At 71.6% G+C, this 14789-nt stretch carries 15 protein-coding genes; 4 read left to right on the top strand and 11 right to left on the bottom strand.

The window, feature by feature from the left end; translation table 11 throughout:
* Positions 1-17 precede the first annotated feature (17 nt).
* The 3 genes from D1793_RS11680 to gshB are packed head-to-tail and all read right to left on the bottom strand — an operon-like array spanning position 18 to position 2509.
* A complete protein-coding gene (locus D1793_RS11680) occupies positions 18-581 on the bottom strand; it encodes a YqgE/AlgH family protein (RefSeq protein ID WP_119022329.1) in 564 nt (187 codons plus the stop codon).
* Positions 582-598: 17 nt separating this feature from the next.
* Positions 599-1519, bottom strand: a complete 921-nt coding sequence (locus D1793_RS11675) for a TonB family protein (protein ID WP_119022328.1) — start codon at positions 1517-1519, stop codon at positions 599-601.
* A 21-nt stretch (positions 1520-1540) separates the two neighbouring features.
* On the bottom strand, positions 1541-2509 hold the full coding sequence (gene gshB / locus D1793_RS11670) for a glutathione synthase (protein ID WP_119022327.1): 969 nt from the start codon (positions 2507-2509) through the stop codon (positions 1541-1543).
* A gap of 144 nt (positions 2510-2653) precedes the next feature.
* On the opposite strand from gshB, the gene D1793_RS11665 reads away from it, so the two are divergent.
* Positions 2654-3199, top strand: coding sequence for a VOC family protein (locus D1793_RS11665; RefSeq protein ID WP_119022326.1), 546 nt, complete (start codon positions 2654-2656; stop codon positions 3197-3199).
* Here D1793_RS11665 and D1793_RS11660 read toward each other — a convergent pair.
* Genes D1793_RS11660 through D1793_RS11645 form a run of 4 tightly spaced genes read right to left on the bottom strand, consistent with a single transcriptional unit; the run spans position 3183 to position 5683 of the window.
* Complete coding sequence (locus D1793_RS11660) at positions 3183-3893, bottom strand: S1-like domain-containing RNA-binding protein (RefSeq protein WP_119022325.1); 711 nt, start codon at positions 3891-3893, stop codon at positions 3183-3185. The two genes, D1793_RS11665 and D1793_RS11660, sit on opposite strands and share 17 nt — an antisense overlap.
* Before the next feature lie 44 nt (positions 3894-3937).
* Positions 3938-4681, bottom strand: coding sequence for a 16S rRNA (uracil(1498)-N(3))-methyltransferase (locus tag D1793_RS11655; protein WP_119022324.1), 744 nt, complete (start codon positions 4679-4681; stop codon positions 3938-3940).
* Positions 4682-4696: 15 nt separating this feature from the next.
* Positions 4697-5212, bottom strand: coding sequence for a protein-export chaperone SecB (secB, locus tag D1793_RS11650; protein WP_110069073.1), 516 nt, complete (start codon positions 5210-5212; stop codon positions 4697-4699).
* 48 nt (positions 5213-5260) lie between these two features.
* Entirely contained in the window at positions 5261-5683 is a 423-nt protein-coding gene (locus D1793_RS11645; RefSeq protein ID WP_119022323.1) for a rhodanese-like domain-containing protein, read from the bottom strand.
* Between the two features lie 270 nt (positions 5684-5953).
* On the opposite strand from D1793_RS11645, the gene gpmI reads away from it, so the two are divergent.
* The 3 genes from gpmI to D1793_RS11630 all read left to right on the top strand — a co-directional run bounded on the left by gpmI (position 5954) and on the right by D1793_RS11630 (position 10084).
* Complete coding sequence (gene gpmI / locus D1793_RS11640) at positions 5954-7540, top strand: 2,3-bisphosphoglycerate-independent phosphoglycerate mutase (protein WP_119022322.1); 1587 nt, start codon at positions 5954-5956, stop codon at positions 7538-7540.
* 13 nt (positions 7541-7553) lie between these two features.
* Complete coding sequence (locus tag D1793_RS11635; protein WP_119022321.1) at positions 7554-8714, top strand: peptidoglycan DD-metalloendopeptidase family protein; 1161 nt, start codon at positions 7554-7556, stop codon at positions 8712-8714.
* A 74-nt stretch (positions 8715-8788) separates the two neighbouring features.
* Positions 8789-10084 (top strand): S41 family peptidase, encoded by a 1296-nt coding sequence (locus D1793_RS11630; protein WP_240407660.1) that lies wholly within the window; start codon positions 8789-8791, stop codon positions 10082-10084.
* Positions 10085-10094: 10 nt separating this feature from the next.
* Here the strand turns inward: D1793_RS11630 and D1793_RS11625 are convergent, their stop codons facing one another.
* From D1793_RS11625 to D1793_RS11610, 4 genes are all read right to left on the bottom strand, one after another.
* A complete protein-coding gene (locus tag D1793_RS11625) occupies positions 10095-11396 on the bottom strand; it encodes a UbiH/UbiF/VisC/COQ6 family ubiquinone biosynthesis hydroxylase (RefSeq protein WP_276110382.1) in 1302 nt (433 codons plus the stop codon).
* Positions 11397-11422: 26 nt separating this feature from the next.
* Positions 11423-12610 carry a 2-octaprenyl-6-methoxyphenyl hydroxylase gene (ubiH, locus tag D1793_RS11620; RefSeq protein WP_119022319.1) on the bottom strand — a complete coding sequence of 396 codons (1188 nt, stop codon included), beginning with the start codon at positions 12608-12610 and terminating at the stop codon, positions 11423-11425.
* A gap of 152 nt (positions 12611-12762) precedes the next feature.
* Complete coding sequence (pepP, locus tag D1793_RS11615) at positions 12763-14100, bottom strand: Xaa-Pro aminopeptidase (protein WP_119022318.1); 1338 nt, start codon at positions 14098-14100, stop codon at positions 12763-12765.
* A gap of 50 nt (positions 14101-14150) precedes the next feature.
* Entirely contained in the window at positions 14151-14729 is a 579-nt protein-coding gene (locus D1793_RS11610) for a UPF0149 family protein (protein ID WP_110069080.1), read from the bottom strand.
* Between the last annotated feature and the right edge of the window lie 60 nt (positions 14730-14789).

The raw sequence follows: 14789 nt of genomic DNA, 5'->3' as shown, positions 1-14789 counted from the left end.
GCCTCGCCCTGCCACCATCAGGAGTGACCCGCCTCGCGGGTCATCAGATTGAGGTCGATGCCGAGGATGCCGGCGGCGGCCCCCAGGCGCTGCTCCGGCGGCACCTCGAAGAGGATGTCGGAGCGCCCCTCCACGGTGAGCCAGGCGTTGTCGAGGATCTCCTGCTCCAGCTGACCGGCCTCCCAGCCGGCGCAGCCCAGGCAGACCAGGAAGTCCTCGGGCCCCTCGCCGGCGGCCAGCGCCTGGAGCATGTCCATGGAGGTGGTCAGGGCCAGCTCCTCGGTGACCTGAATGCTGGAGTCCCAGGGGGTGCTTGCGCCGCGATGCAGGATGAAGCCGCGATCCTTGTGCACCGGCCCGCCGTAGTAGACCGGCGCGTTGCGATGGGGGCTCTCCTCGCCGCCGAGCTCCAGCTGCTCGAAGAGCGCCTCGAGGGTCAGCTCCAGCGGCCGATTGACGATCACCCCCATGGTGCCCTTCTCGTCATGGTCGCACAGGTAGCTCAGGCTACCGGCGAAGTTGGGATCTTCCAGGTGCGGCATCGCCATCAGGAAGTGATCCTTCAAACCGAAATGTTGCATGAGACTCCCCGGCGGTCCTAGCGCACGCCGTAGTGATTGCCTTGGCCGAACCGCCAGACGCGGGTGATGGAGAGGGTGTCCAGGCTGCCCATGCCCGCATCGAAGGGGCGATAGGGCGCCGCACCGTGGACGGTGTCCAGCGCGGCCTGGTCGAGTTCGGCATGTCCCGAGGATTGTACCACCTCCGCCTGGCGAAGCCCGCCGTCGCGGCCGATCACCACGCGGATGCGCAGCTGTCCCTGCAGATGGCGCGGCGCCGGATGCACGCGGTTGCCGTAGTCTTCCACCCGGCGGGTCCAGTCGTCGATGTAGCGCGCCTCGGCGGCGCGCTGGGCGGCCAGCTGCGGGCTGTCGCCCGCGGGGCCCGCCGCCTCCGGGCTGAGGCCCTGCTCGCGGATGCTGCGGGTGGCCTGGGCCAGCAGGTCGCGGCCCGAGGCGGAGGGCGCGGTGACGCTGGGCGGGGCGGCGGCATCCGCCGCCTGGGGGGCGCTCTCGCGGGGCTCGGGGGGCGTCTCCAGCGCCTCCTCGCTGTCGGCGGCGGGCGGCGCCCGCTCGTCGGGGCGTGCCTCGGGCTCGAGGCGCGCCTGCTCCGGCTCGGCCGGGGTGGCCGGGTCCACGTCGCTGACGCTCTCCTGCACCAGCGGCAGCTCCTCCATGGGCGCCGCGCGGGACTCCGCCGGCGCCTCCTCCTGCTGTTTACCGGCGGCCTGCTGGTCGGCCTCGGCGATGGCGTCGGCCGTCACCGGCGCCTCGCTGGGGCGGGTGACCAGCACCACGTCGAGGCTCGAGCGCGGCGCGGGGGGGGCGGCGAACTGCCAGCTGGCCACCACGCCGATCACCGCGAGGTGCAGCAGCAGCGCCAGGGACCAGGCCAGCCAGTGGCGATGGGGCCGGGTCACCGGCGCATAGCGGATGGGGTCGTTGACGCAGGCACTCATGGGCTCTCCCGCCCCCCTGTGCTAGGCCCGCCGCTCGGCGAGCCGGCGCTCGATGGCGTCGAGCAGCAGCCCGGCGATATCGGTGCCGCGCTGGTCGTCGATCTCGCGCACGCAGGTGGGGCTCGTCACGTTGATCTCGGTGATGTAGGCGCCGATCACGTCGAGGCCGACGAACATCAGCCCCTTGTCGCGGATCATCGGCTGCACCTGGCCGATCAGCCAGTGGTCGCGCTCGGTGAGCTCGCGGCTCACTCCGGTGCCGCCGGCGGCCAGGTTGCCGCGGGTCTCGCCGGCCATGGGCACCCGGGCGAGGCCATAGGGCACCGGCTCGCCATCCACCAGCAGGATGCGGGTGTCGCCGTCGGTGATCTCGGGGATATAGCGCTGGGCCATGATCTGCCGGCGGCCGCGCTCGGTGAGGGTCTCGATGATGGCGCCGAGGTTGCGGCCCTCCGGGCGCACATGGAAGATCCCGCTGCCGCCCATGCCGTCCAGAGGCTTGTAGATCACGTCCTGGTGCTCGGCATGGAAGGCGCGCAGCTCGGGTTCGCTGCAGGAGACCAGGGTCGGCGTGCAGCACTGGGGAAACTGCTGGGCGAAGAGCTTCTCGTTGCACTCGAGCAGCGCTCGGGTGGGGTTGACCACCAGCACCCCCTCGCGCTCGGCGAAGCCCAGCAGGTGCACGGCATTGAGGAAATGGGCGTCCACCGGCGGGTCCTTGCGCATCAGGATCACGTCGAGCTCGGCCAGGGGGCGCGGCTCGGGCTCGCCGAGGTCGTACCAGTGGGTCGGGTCGCGGTGCACGGTGAGGTCGCGCAGCCGGCCGAAGGCGCGGCCGTCGCGCAGGAAGAGGTCCTCCTGCTCCAGGTAGTGCAGCGAGGCGCCGCGGTCCTGGGCGGCCCACAGCATGGCCAGGGTGGTGTCCTTCTTGTAGGCGATGTCGGCGATGGGGTCCATCACCACGCCGATCTTCGGGGCGCGTTCGCTCATGGTGTCGAAAATCCGCTTCGGAGGGAGTGACGCCAGTATGCCGCATGGGCGAGGGCCGCTCCAAGACGATAGCGTCCTTGACAGGGGTAACGCCCGCCACTAGATTTGGTTTCACTTGAAACTAAATAGCCCCGGGAGTGCCCCATGATCCAACTCGAGCAGATTCACCACGTCGCCTACCGCTGCCGCGACGCCAAGGAGACCGTGGCGTGGTACCAGGACAAGCTCAACATGGAGTTCCTGGTGGCCATCGCCGAGGACCGCGTGCCCTCCACCAAGGCGCCGGACCCCTACATGCACCTCTTTCTGGATGCCGGAAACGGCAACATCCTGGCCTTCTTCGAGCTGCCCAACTCACCGGAGATGGGCCGCGACCCCAACACCCCGGAGTGGGTCCAGCACATCGCCTTCCGGGTCGCCGACGAGGCCGCGCTGATGGCCGCCAAGGCGGAGCTGGAGAGCAAGGGGGTCGAGGTGGTGGGCCCCACCGAGCACGGCATCATCCGCTCCATCTACTTCTTCGACCCCAACGGCCATCGCCTGGAGCTGACCTACGTGAAGGGCACCGACGAGCAGATGCGCCGGCTGAAGGAGGTCGCGCCGGCGATGATCGAGGAGTGGTCGAAGACCAAGCGGGCACCCAAGCATGCCGCCTGGCTGCACGAGGAGGAGTTCAACGGTCTGGATTGAGCGGCGCCAGCCGGATGCCGGTGGGCGAAAGGGTGATCAGGCGCTGCTTGTAGAGCCGGCCGATGGCCTGCTTGAAGGCGTTCTTGCTCACCCCCAGCCGCGCCTTGATCTCGGCGGCATCGCTCTTGTCGCCCAGCGGCAGGTAGCCGCCGCTCGCGCGCAGCGCCTTGAGCACCGTCTCGCCCACCACGTCGAGGCGCGCCGCGCCCGGAGGCAGCAGCGAGAGGTCCAGACGGCCATCCTCGCGCAGGCGCTTCACGTAGCCGGTCAGGCGCTGGCCGCGACGCAGCGGCCGGGTGATATCGTCGCGATAGAGCAGCCCCCAGCAGCGATGGTCGACCACCGCCTTGAGGCCGAGATCGGTCTGCTCGGCGATCACCAGGGTCACCTCGTCGCCCGCCGCGAGACCCTCGGCCTCGTCGGAGACGAAGCGGTCGAGCTTCTGGGAGGCCACCGGCCGCCCCTGCTGGTCCTCGTAGATCCTCACCAGCACCCGCTTGCCCACGCTGGGCCGGAAGCGCTGCTCGCCGTAGGGCAGCAGCAGGTCCTTGGGATGCCCCCAGTCGAGGAAGGCGCCGGTCTCGTTGACGGTGACCACCTCCAGGTAGGCGACCTCGCCCACCGCACACTTCGGGGCACGGTAGCGCCGGCCGGCGGCGGGACGCGGCGTGCGCGGTTCACGGGAATCGGACATGGCGATGTTCCTCGAAGCCAGGGATGAGAGGGGTCAGCGAGCGCTCACAGATCCCCGAAGCGGTACTGCAGCAGGCTCAGCGCCACCACCGGGGCGGTCTCGGTGCGCAGGATGCGCGGCCCCAGGGTGAGCGCGGCGAAGCCGGCGGCCCGGGCGGCCTCGACCTCGTCCTCGGCGAGCCCGCCCTCGGGGCCGATCAGCAGGGCCACGCCGGCCGGGGCAGTCTCCCGCTCGAGCCCGCCCTGGGCGTCGGTGGCCGGATGCAACACCAGGCGCAGCGCCTCGCCGCGCTCGGCCAGCCACTCGGCCAGCGCCAGCGGCGGGTGCACCGGCGGCACCACCGCGCGGCCGCACTGCTCGCAGGCGCTGGCCGCCACGGCCTGCCAGTGGGCGAGCTTCTTCGCCTCGCGCTCGCCCTTGAGGCGCACGTCGCCGTGCTCGGTATAGAGCGGCGTGATGGCCGCCACCCCCAGCTCCACGGCCTTCTGGATGGCGTAGTCCATGCGATCGCCCTTGGAGATCGCCTGGCCCAGGTGCACGGCCAGCGGCGACTCGCCGCCGCCCGCTTCGACGGACTCGATGCGCGCCACCACCCGCTTGCGCGAGGCCTCCACCAGCACGGCACTGGCTTCCTGCCCCATGCCGTCGAAGAGGCGCAGCGGGGCGCCCTCGCCCAGGCGTAGCACCCGCGCTACGTGGCGGGCCGGCCCCTCGGGCAGAACGACGTCGCCGCCGACGATGAAGTCGGCGGCGACGTGGATGCGCGGCGCTTTCCGGTGAGTCGTCACGGGTCGCCGTCGCCCTTACTGGGTCGCCTGAGCCTGGGCCTGCTCGGCCTCGCGCTTCTTCTTCTGGGCGTAGATCGCCTCGAAGTTGACCGGCGCCAGCATCAGGGGCGGGAAGCCGCCGCGGTTGACCAGGTTGTCGATGCACTCGCGGGCATAGGGGAAGAGCACGTTGGGGCAGAAGGCGCCCAGGGTGTGCTCCAGCTGGGCCCCCTCGATGCCGGCGATGCGGAAGAGGCCCGCCTGCTCGATCTCGGCCAGGAAGGAGGTGGTGCCCTCCTCGCTGTGGGTCACCTGGGCGGTGACCTTGATCACCACCTCATAGAGGCCCTCGCCCACCTGACGGCTGGAGGTGTTGAGGTCCAGGCCGACCTTGGGCTTGAAGGGCTGCTGGAAGACCGCCGGCGAGTTGGGCGCCTCGAAGGAGATGTCCTTGACGTAGATGCGCTGCACGGAGAACTGCAGCTGGGGCTTGTCCTGCTGGCCGGCCGCCGGGTTGCCGGCTGCGGCGTTCTGGTTGTTCTCTTCCGCCATGGGAAAGGTCCTTTGACTCGATGAACGAAGTGGATTCGATGAAGGGGGTTACTTGCGCACGACCGGGAGGCCGTCGGCCTGCCACTGCATCATGCCGCCCTTGAGCTTGAGCACGCGAGGGTAGCCGGCCTTGACCAGCTTGGCCACGGTCATGCCCGCCGTCTGGCCCGACTTGCAGACCACGATGATCGGCTTTTCCTTGACCTTGTTGAGCTCGCCCAGGCGCTCGTCGATGCGGCTCTGGGGGATGTTGCGCGCCCCGGCGATATGGCCGGCCTTGAAGGCGTCGGCATCGCGAGTATCCACCACCACCGCATCCTCGCGGTTGATCAGCTGGGTCGCCTCGCTCGCGGTCACGCCGTTGGCGCTGCTGTTGCGGACCTCGTAGAGGATCCAGGCGGTCAGCACCATCAGGAAGGCGCCCACCAGCAGCGGGTGGTTCTGCACGAATTCAAACAGCTGATCGATCATGGGTCCAGATAACTCTTGTCTCGGTGCACGAAGGGAAGGCCGGGGCCAGGCGGGCCCGCCGAATGAACGGCGGCCAGTATACACGACGTCCCGCGGGCTGCGGCCGGCAATGACGCCCGGCGGCGCCATACGATATCATGCCGCAATCCGCCATCTGCCGCGACCCCGCCCGCTTCCCGGCCGCCCCGGGGCAGCACACCGGCGCAGCGCCTGCGCTGCAAGCCATCCCGGGCACTGAGGTGTCGCCAGCCACGCATCGAGGACAGCCCCATGACGAACCCCGCCAGCCAGAGCACGCCACGCCCGGTCGCCCTGATCATCCTGGACGGCTACGGCCATAACCCGGACGCCGCCCACAACGCCGTGCTGGCCGCCCGCACCCCGGTGATGGACCGCCTGCAGCAGGCGCATCCGGCGACCCTGATCCACACCGACGGCCGCCACGTGGGCCTGCCCGACGGCCAGATGGGCAACTCCGAGGTGGGCCACATGAACCTCGGCGCCGGCCGCGTCGTCTACCAGGACTTCACCCGCATCACCAAGGCGATCGAGGACGGCGACCTGGATCTCATCGACGCCCTGACCGCGCCCATCGATGCCGCCGTGGCGGCGGGCCGGGCGGTGCACCTGCTGGGCCTGCTCTCCCCGGGCGGCGTGCACAGCCACGACGACCACTTCATTGCCATGGCCGAGCTGGCCGCCCGCCGCGGCGCGCAGCGTATCTACGTCCACGGCTTCCTGGACGGTCGCGACATGCCGCCCAAGAGCGCCCTGGCCTCCCTCGAGCGCGCCAACGGTCGCCTCGCCGAGCTGGTCGGCGCCGACAACGGCTTCGTCGCCTCCATCATCGGCCGCTACTACGCCATGGACCGCGACAACCGCTGGGATCGCGTCGAGAAGGCCTACCGCCTGCTCACCGAGGGTGTCGGCGAGTTCGAGGCGGTGAGCGCCGAGGAGGGGCTGCGCGCCGCCTACGAGCGCGGCGAGACCGACGAGTTCGTGGCCGCGACCAGCATCCGCCCCACCGGCGCCCCGGTGGTGCTCGAGGAGGGCGACGCCGCCATCTTCATGAACTTCCGCGCCGATCGCGCCCGGGAGCTGACCCGCGCCTTCGTCCGGGAAAACTTCGACGGCTTCGAACGCCGCGTCTGCCCGCGCCTCGCCGCCGACGGCCTGGTGATGCTGACCCAGTATGCCGCCGACATCCCCGCCCCCGCGGCCTTCCCGCCGGCGTCGCTCACCAACACCCTGGGCGAGGTGATGGAGGCCCGCGGCCTGACCCAGCTGCGCATCGCCGAGACCGAGAAGTACGCCCACGTCACCTTCTTCTTCTCCGGCGGCCGCGAGGCCGAGTACACAGGCGAGACCCGGATCCTGGTGCCCTCCCCCCAGGATGTGAAGACCTACGACGAGAAGCCTGAGATGAGCGCCGTCGAGGTCACCGACAAGCTGGTGGCGGCCATCGAGTCCGGCGACTACGACCTGATCGTCTGCAACTACGCCAACGGCGACATGGTCGGCCACACCGGCGACTTCGACGCCGCGGTGAAGGCCATCGAGGCCGTCGACACCTGCGTGGGCCGGGTGGTGGAGGCGATCGAGAAGGTCGGCGGCGCCTGCCTGGTGACCGCCGACCACGGCAACGCCGAGCAGATGGTCAACCCGGAGACCGGCAACCCCCAGACCGCCCACACCACCTTCGCTGTGCCGCTCATCTACGTGGGCCCCCGCCCGGCGCGGCTCCAGGAGGACGGCAGCCTGTGCGACATCGCCCCGACCCTGCTGACCCTGATGGACCAGCCGGTGCCGGAGGAGATGACCGGCCGGGTGCTGGTCGACTTCGACGCGGCCTCCTGACGCGGGCCGCCCCATGGCCAGCCCACGCCGCCTGCCCCGAGGGGCAGGCCGGTTCACGGTGGCGCTGCTGGCGCTCTGCCTGGCCGCGCCGCTGGCCGCCCAGCCCAGCGAGCGGGCGGCCCGGGAGCGGCTCGATGCCATCGGCAGCGAGATCCAGGGGGTCTCGCGACGCCTGACCACCACGCGGGAGGCCCAGGCGGAGGCCAGCCAGGGACTGCGCCGGGTGGAGACCGCCCTGGCCGAGACCCATCGTCGCCTCGACCTCCTGCAGGAGGAGCGCGAGGAGCTGGGCGACGAGATCGTCACCCTGGAGCGGCGCCGCGACCTGCTGGAGGCGGAGCGCGCCGACCAGGTCGAGGCCCTGAATATCCAGCTCGATGCCCTCTACCGTCTGGGCCAGAGCCCGCAGCTCAAGCTGCTGCTCAACCAGGACGACCCCGCCCGCCTCGACCGCCTACAGCACTACCTCAACCATCTCTCCCGGGCCCGCAACGCGCGTCTCGATGAGCTGGCCCGGCTCGATACCGCCCTGGGCGAGACCCGCCGCGAGCTCGACGCCCGCGGCGAGCGCCTCGACGCCCTGGCCACGGAGCTCGCCGCCCGCTCCAGCGACCTGGCCGAGCAGATGCGCGAACGAGCCGCGCTGGTGGCCGACCTCGACAGCCGCTACGCCAGCGAACAGGTCCGCCTGACGGAGCTGGAGCAGGATCGCGCTCATGCCGAGCGGGTGCTGCGCCAGGTGCAGGAGGAGCTGGCCAGGCTCGAGCGCCCGCCCCCCTCCACCGCCATCGAGCAGACCCGGGGCGACCTGCCCTGGCCGGTGCAGGGCAGCGTCGCCTCGCGCTTCCGGGCCGGCGACGGTGTGCATCGCAACGGCATCCTGATCCAGGCCGCCGAGGGCACGCCGGTCCGGGCCGTGCACGCCGGCCGGGTGGTGTTCGCCGACTGGATGCGCGGTTTCGGCAACCTGCTGATCATCGACCACGGCGATCAGGTGATGACCCTGCACGCCCACCTCCAGCAGTTCGGCGTGCAGGTGGGGCAGGCGGTCTCCCGGGGTGACGTGCTGGGAGCGGTGGGCAACAGCGGTGGCCACCAGCGTCCGGCGCTCTACTTCGAGGTGCGCCGCGGCGGCGATCCCATCGATCCGCAGTCGTGGATCGCCACGCGCTGAGGAGCGCGCTATTTCCCTGCCCGGGGCCGCCGGGCTATGCTGGCTCCCTACCGTCCCGGAACAGCGGAGATCGCATGACCCCAGCGCTTCCCATGCCTGGCAGGGCCGGCCTCGCCCTCTCGCCGCGACGCCTGCTGGCCTCGCTGCTGCCCGTCGCCCTGCTGGCGCTCCCCCTGCCCGCCGTGAGCGCGGTGAATGACGACCTGCCGGTGGAGGAGATCCAGACCTTCGCCGAGGTGTTCGAGCGCATCAAGCGCGCCTACGTGGAGGAGGTGGACGATGCCACCCTGCTGCGCAACGCCATGCGCGGCATGCTCAGCGAGCTCGACCCCCACTCCGCCTTCCTGGATCGTGAACAGTTCCAGAGCCTGCGCGAGTCGACCCAGGGCGAGTTCGGCGGGATCGGCATCGAGGTGGGGCTGGAGGACGGCCAGCTGACGGTGATCACCCCCATCGATGACACCCCGGCCTCCCGCGCCGGCCTGCAGGCCCGCGACCAGATCCTGAGCATCGACGACACCCCCACCGAGCGCCTCTCGCTGCAGGAGGCGGTCAACCTGATGCGCGGCGAGCCGGGCACCCGCATCGAGCTCACCATCCTGCGCCGCGGCGAGAGCTCGCCGCGCACCGTCACCCTGACCCGCGAGGTGATCCGCACCGAGAGCGTGCGCAGCGAGCTTTTGGAGCCGGGCTACGGCTACCTGCGCGTCAGCCAGTTCCAGACCCGCACCGGCGACCAGGTCGCCGAGCAGATTCGCCGCCTGGAGCGCGAGGCGCCGCTGAGCGGCCTGGTGCTCGACCTGCGCAACAATCCCGGCGGGGTGCTGCAGGCGGCGGTGGGCGTCGCCGACGCCTTCCTCGATAGCGGCCTGATCGTCTATACCGAGGGGCGCCTGCCGGACACCGAGATGCAGTTCAGCGCCAGCCCGGGCAGCGCGGCACCGGAGGTGCCCCTGGTGGTGCTGATCAACGGCGGCAGCGCCTCGGCGGCGGAGATCGTCGCCGGCGCCCTGCAGGACCAGCGCCGGGCGGTGGTGATGGGCACCGAGAGCTTCGGCAAGGGCTCGGTGCAGCAGATCATGCCGCTGGGCAACGGCGAGGGGCTCAAGCTCACCACGGCGCTCTACTACACCCCCAACGGCCGCTCCATCCAGGCCCAGGGCATCGAGCCCGACGTGGAGGTGGTGCGCGGCCGGGTGGAGGTGACGGAGACGGGCCGCGAGGTGCGCGAGGCGGACCTCGAGGGGCACCTGCGCTCCCGCGACGCGCCGCGGGAGCGCGCCGAGCTCAGCGAGCGCCTGCGCGAGGACTACCAGCTCGGCGAGGCGCTCAACCTGCTCAAGGCGCTCAATGTGTTGAGCCGGCGCTAGGCCGGCTCCATCAGCGGCATGTCCTAGGCAGCCGTCCCCGATGCCCCGTCGCCTGCTGCAGCAGCAGGCGCTTGAGCGGGGTAAGCCGGTCCACGGCGCCCATGCCCAGGTTGCGGGCCAGCGCCAGCGCCGGGTGGCGCGCACCGAACAGCAGCCGGAAGCCATCCATCAGCGCCAGCATGCCGGCGTTGTCGCCGCGCCGGCGCCGCGCATAGCGGGCCAGGACCCGCTCATCGCCCAGCGCCGCGCCGCGTCGCCGCGCCGCCAGCAGCTCCTCCGCCAGCACCGCCGCATCCATCAGCCCGAGGTTAACCCCCTGACCCGCCAGGGGGTGAATGCTGTGGGCGGCATCCCCCACCAGCGCCAGCCCCGGCAGCACATAGCGCTCGGCATGGCGCTGCACCAGCGGGAAGGCCACCGCGCGGTCCACCACCGTCACCTCGCCCAGGCGATGGTCGATGGCCGCCGCAAGCGCCTCCCCCAGCGCCTCGGGCGCCAGGCCCAGCAGCCGCTCGGCCTCCTCCGGCGAGGTGGACCAGACGATGGAGCAGTGGTCAGACTCGCCGTTCAGGCGCAGCGGCAGGAAGGCCAGGGGACCGGTAGGCAGGAAGGCCTGACGGGCCACCTCGCCGTGGGGCCGCGCCACCTTCACCGTGGTCACCATTGCCCGGTGGCCGGTATCGCGCTGGCGGGTCTCGATGCCGGCGAGCTCGCGCAGCGGTGAGCGGGCACCATCGGCGGCCACCACCAGGGGGGCCACCAGACGGCGGCCATCCGCCAGGTGCACGCACCGCCCCCCCTCGGCGTCCGTCAAGCCGGTCACCCGGGCACCCAGCAGCAGCCGCACCGAGGGCAGCGCCACCAGGCGCCGCTCCAGGGCGGCCTGGGTCACGTCGTTCTCGACGATATGGCCCAGCTTCGCCACCCCGGCCTGCTCGGCGGAGAAGCTCACCTCGCCGCTGCCCTCGGCGTCCCACACCTGCATGAACCGGTAGGGGCTGATGCGACGCGCCGCCATCCACTCCCAGGCGCCGAGCCGCTCCAGCAGCCGCTGGGAGACCGGCGTCAGCGCGCTGACCCGCATGCCGGGCTGCCCACGCCCCACCGCCTCGTGGTCCAGCAGCGACTCGCGGGCGTCCACCAGGGCCACCTCGACACCCGCCTGGCCCAGCAGGCAGGCCAGGGCCGCCCCGACCATGCCGGCCCCGACCACCACCACCTCGGCGTGCTCCGCGACGCCCGCCGGTCGTTCGTCGTGGCCCTGAGGCTCCGCACTCGCCTCCATCGGCCGCTCCTTGCCCACTGCACTCATGGTCGCTTCCTCATGATGTATCTCCTCTAGCGTTCCAGCCCCATGGCGCGCCGTGCCAGGCCGCGGCGCAGCGGGCCGGCCAGGTTGAGGCCGATCAGCCCCGCCGCCCGGGCATGGGAGAGCAGCGCGCTCTCGATGCCGAACAGCCGCACCAGGCCATCGCTGAACCGGACCACGTTGTGACGGTCGGCGTGGCGGCGCGCCTCGAAGTCGGCCAGCACCCCGGCGCTGCCCGGCGCCTCGCCGCGCTGCCGGCCGGCCTCCATGGCGGCCACCAGGTCCATCACCCCGCGCAGCGCCAGGTTGAAGCCCTGCCCCGCCACCGGATGCAGCGCATGGGCCGCGTTGCCCAGCACCGCCAGGCCCGGGCGCGTGGTCTCGCGAGCGGTCACCAGGCTCAGCGGATAGGCATGGCGGCTCCCCACCCGCCGGAACCGTCCGGCGCGGTCGCAGAAGGCCCGCTGCAGCTCGGCCAGGAAGTCGCCGTCGCCGAGGGCCAGCCGGCGCTGCTCGGCGCCCAGCGGGTGGGTCCAGACCAGCTCCATGGCCTGGCCGCGCAGCGGCAGCAGGGCGATGGGGCCCTCCGGGGTGAAGCGCTCCCAGGCCTCCCCGTCGTGGGGCCGGCTCAGCTCGACGCTGGTGATCAGCGCCACCTGGTCGTAGGGGTGGCTGTCGCTCTCGATGCCGAGCCGCTCCTTGAGCCCCGAGCGGCCGCCGTCGGCCAGCACGGTGAGCCCGGCCTCGAGGCGCTCCCCGTCGGAGAGGGTGAGGCGGTGGCCGCCGGACGTCGGCTCGATCTCCTCCACCCTGGCCGGACAGTGCCAGGCGATGGGCAGCTCGGCCAGGCGCCGATGCAGCACCTTCCCCATCCAGGCATTGGGAATCACATGCCCCAGGGCGGCCACCCCCAGCTCCTCGCTGGTGAGCCGGGTCGCCCCGAAGCGGCCGCGTTCGCTGACGTGGATACGCCGGATCGGCGCGGCGTGCTCGGCCAGGGCCGGCCACAGCCCCATGCCGGCGAAGTGCTCCGCCGACCCCTGGGCGATGGCGCTGGCCCGGGCATCGAAGCTGGGCTGGAAGGGGGCGTCGGCCATCTCGCGGATCGGGGCGGCCTCGATCACCGCCACCGACAGGCCGGCCCGTTCGATCATGGGCACCAGGGCGCAGGCCAGGCTGGCCCCCACCAGGCCGCCGCCGACGATGGCGATATCCACGCGACGCGGGGTCCGGGCGCCGCCCGGGACGGCCTCCGGGTCGCCCGCCCGGCCAGGGCGAGCTGAGGATCGGGGTTGATTCACGGCATCTCCGAGCAGGATATTTCGTAATGTAAATTACATAACGCTAAATTCGATGGCTTTTGGGGCGATCACTCTGCCGCCATCAGCGCCTCGATCTCGTCGATTCCCTTGGGCACTCCAGCGGTGAGCACCTCGTGCCCGCCGGCGGTGACCGCCACATCGTCCTCGATGCGGATACCGATGCCGCGGAAGGCGGCGGGAATATCCTCATCGGCGGGAACGTAGAGACCGGGCTCCACGGTCAGCACCATGCCCGGCACCAGGGAACGCGGCTCCCCCGCCTGGCGGTAGCCGCCCACGTCATGGACGTCGAGCCCCAGCCAGTGGGAGGTGGAGTGCAGGTAGAAGCGCCGGTAGCTCTCGTCATCGATGCGCGCCTGCACCTCGCCCTCGAGCAGCCCCAGGCCGATCAGCCCCTCGGTGAGGCCCCGCACCACGCCCTCGTGGAGCTCGGCCAGGGTCACCCCGGGCGCGATCGCCACCACGGCCCGCTCCTGAACCCCCAGCACTAGGGCATAGAGGGCGCGCTGGGCCTCGCTGAAGCGGCCGTTCACCGGGAAGGTGCGGGTGATGTCGCCGGCATAGAGGTCGAACTCGGCGCCGGCGTCGATCAGCACCAGGTCGCCGTCCCGCAGCGGGGCGCGGTTCTCGATGTAGTGCAGCACACAGGCATTGGCGCCGCCACCGACGATGCTGGCGTAGGCCGGCCCGCTGCCGCCCTGCCAGCGGAACTCGTGCTCCAGCTCGGCCTGGAGGTGGTACTCGGCGAGCCCCGGGCGCGCCGTGCGCATGGCCCGCACATGGGCCCTGGCGGAGATCTGTGCGGCATGGCGCAGCAGCGCGAGCTCCGCCTCGCTCTTGATCAGCCGCGCCTCGTGGAGCAACGGCGCCACATCCGCCAGCGCCGTCGGGGGCGAGGCGCCCTGGCGCACCCTGGCGCTCAGGGCGCTGCGCACCTCCTCGGCGATGGCCATGGCCTCGGGGCTGTCCAGGGGCAGGTAGAGGGTGCGACGGCCGTCCAGCATCGCCTCGAGCCGCTCGTCGCGCTCGGCGTTCTCGAAGGCCTGGTCCACCGCGTGCTCGCGCACCGCCCCCTCGGCGCCCAGCCGGATGCCGGTCCAGGCCTCCATCAGCGGATTGCGATCCTGGCAGAAGAGCACGCTCTCGCCCTCGGGGCGCCCCGGCAACAGCACCAGCAGGGCATCGGGCTCCGGGAATCCCGTCAGGTAGTGGAAATCGCTGTCCTGGCGGAAGGGAAACTCGCTGTCCCGGGAGCGGGTGACCAGGGAGGCGCCGGGCAGCAGCACGGCGCTGTCGGCGGGCAGCGCCGCCATCAGGGCGCGGCGCCGCGCCAGGTACTCGTCGTTGGTGATGGGGGCGGGACGGGGCAGGATCTCGGGCAGCATGGAGGCTCCTCTGGATGGGGATCGGCGTCTGGGCTCAGGCAGGCACAGGGTCAGTGGCGGGTGTCGTCCCCGGCATCCTCGACCTGGGGCCTGCCGGGATGCTGCTCGGTGTAGAGCAGCATGGCGGCCATGCGGACATGCTCGGTGAGGGCGAAGAGGTCCCCCTCGTTCTCGGCGCTCTCCTCGAGCTCGACCTCCATGGCGGCCACGGCGGCCAGGTCGTCGAGGGCTTCGCGCAGGGCAGGCGACCAGGCCTCGCGGGGGCCGTCACCGGCGTCCCTGACCACCTCCAGGAAGCCCAGGGTCCATTCCTGGAGCCCCCGGGCACGCTCGGCCAGGGAGAAGAGGTCATCGGGCAGCAGCGGCTCGAAGCCGAGCTCGCTGCCGGCCAGGGCGTCGAGGGTCTGGCGCCGCCAGCCCAGGAAGCGTTCGGCGCTGGGCTCGTCGCGGGGCTGCTCGACGCCCAGTGCCAGGCAGACCTCCTCGAGCCACGCCTCTGCGGAGAGGTCGTGCATGGCCAGGCCAGCACACAGGCGGCCATCCAGGAAGGCCGGCGACTGCATGCTGCCGTGGAGCAGAAAGAGGTCGGCGATGGTGGAGAAGTCCTGGCGTTCGTTGATCAGTGACATGAGATGATCCGTGACGGGGGCGGGCAAGAGAGAGCCTCGCCGGGGGCGGCGCGTTGACCG

The organism is Halomonas sp. JS92-SW72 (genome assembly GCF_003547075.1).
Classification (GTDB): Bacteria; Pseudomonadota; Gammaproteobacteria; order Pseudomonadales; family Halomonadaceae; genus Halomonas; species Halomonas alkalicola.
This window is presented reverse-complemented; position numbering and strand designations above follow the sequence as displayed.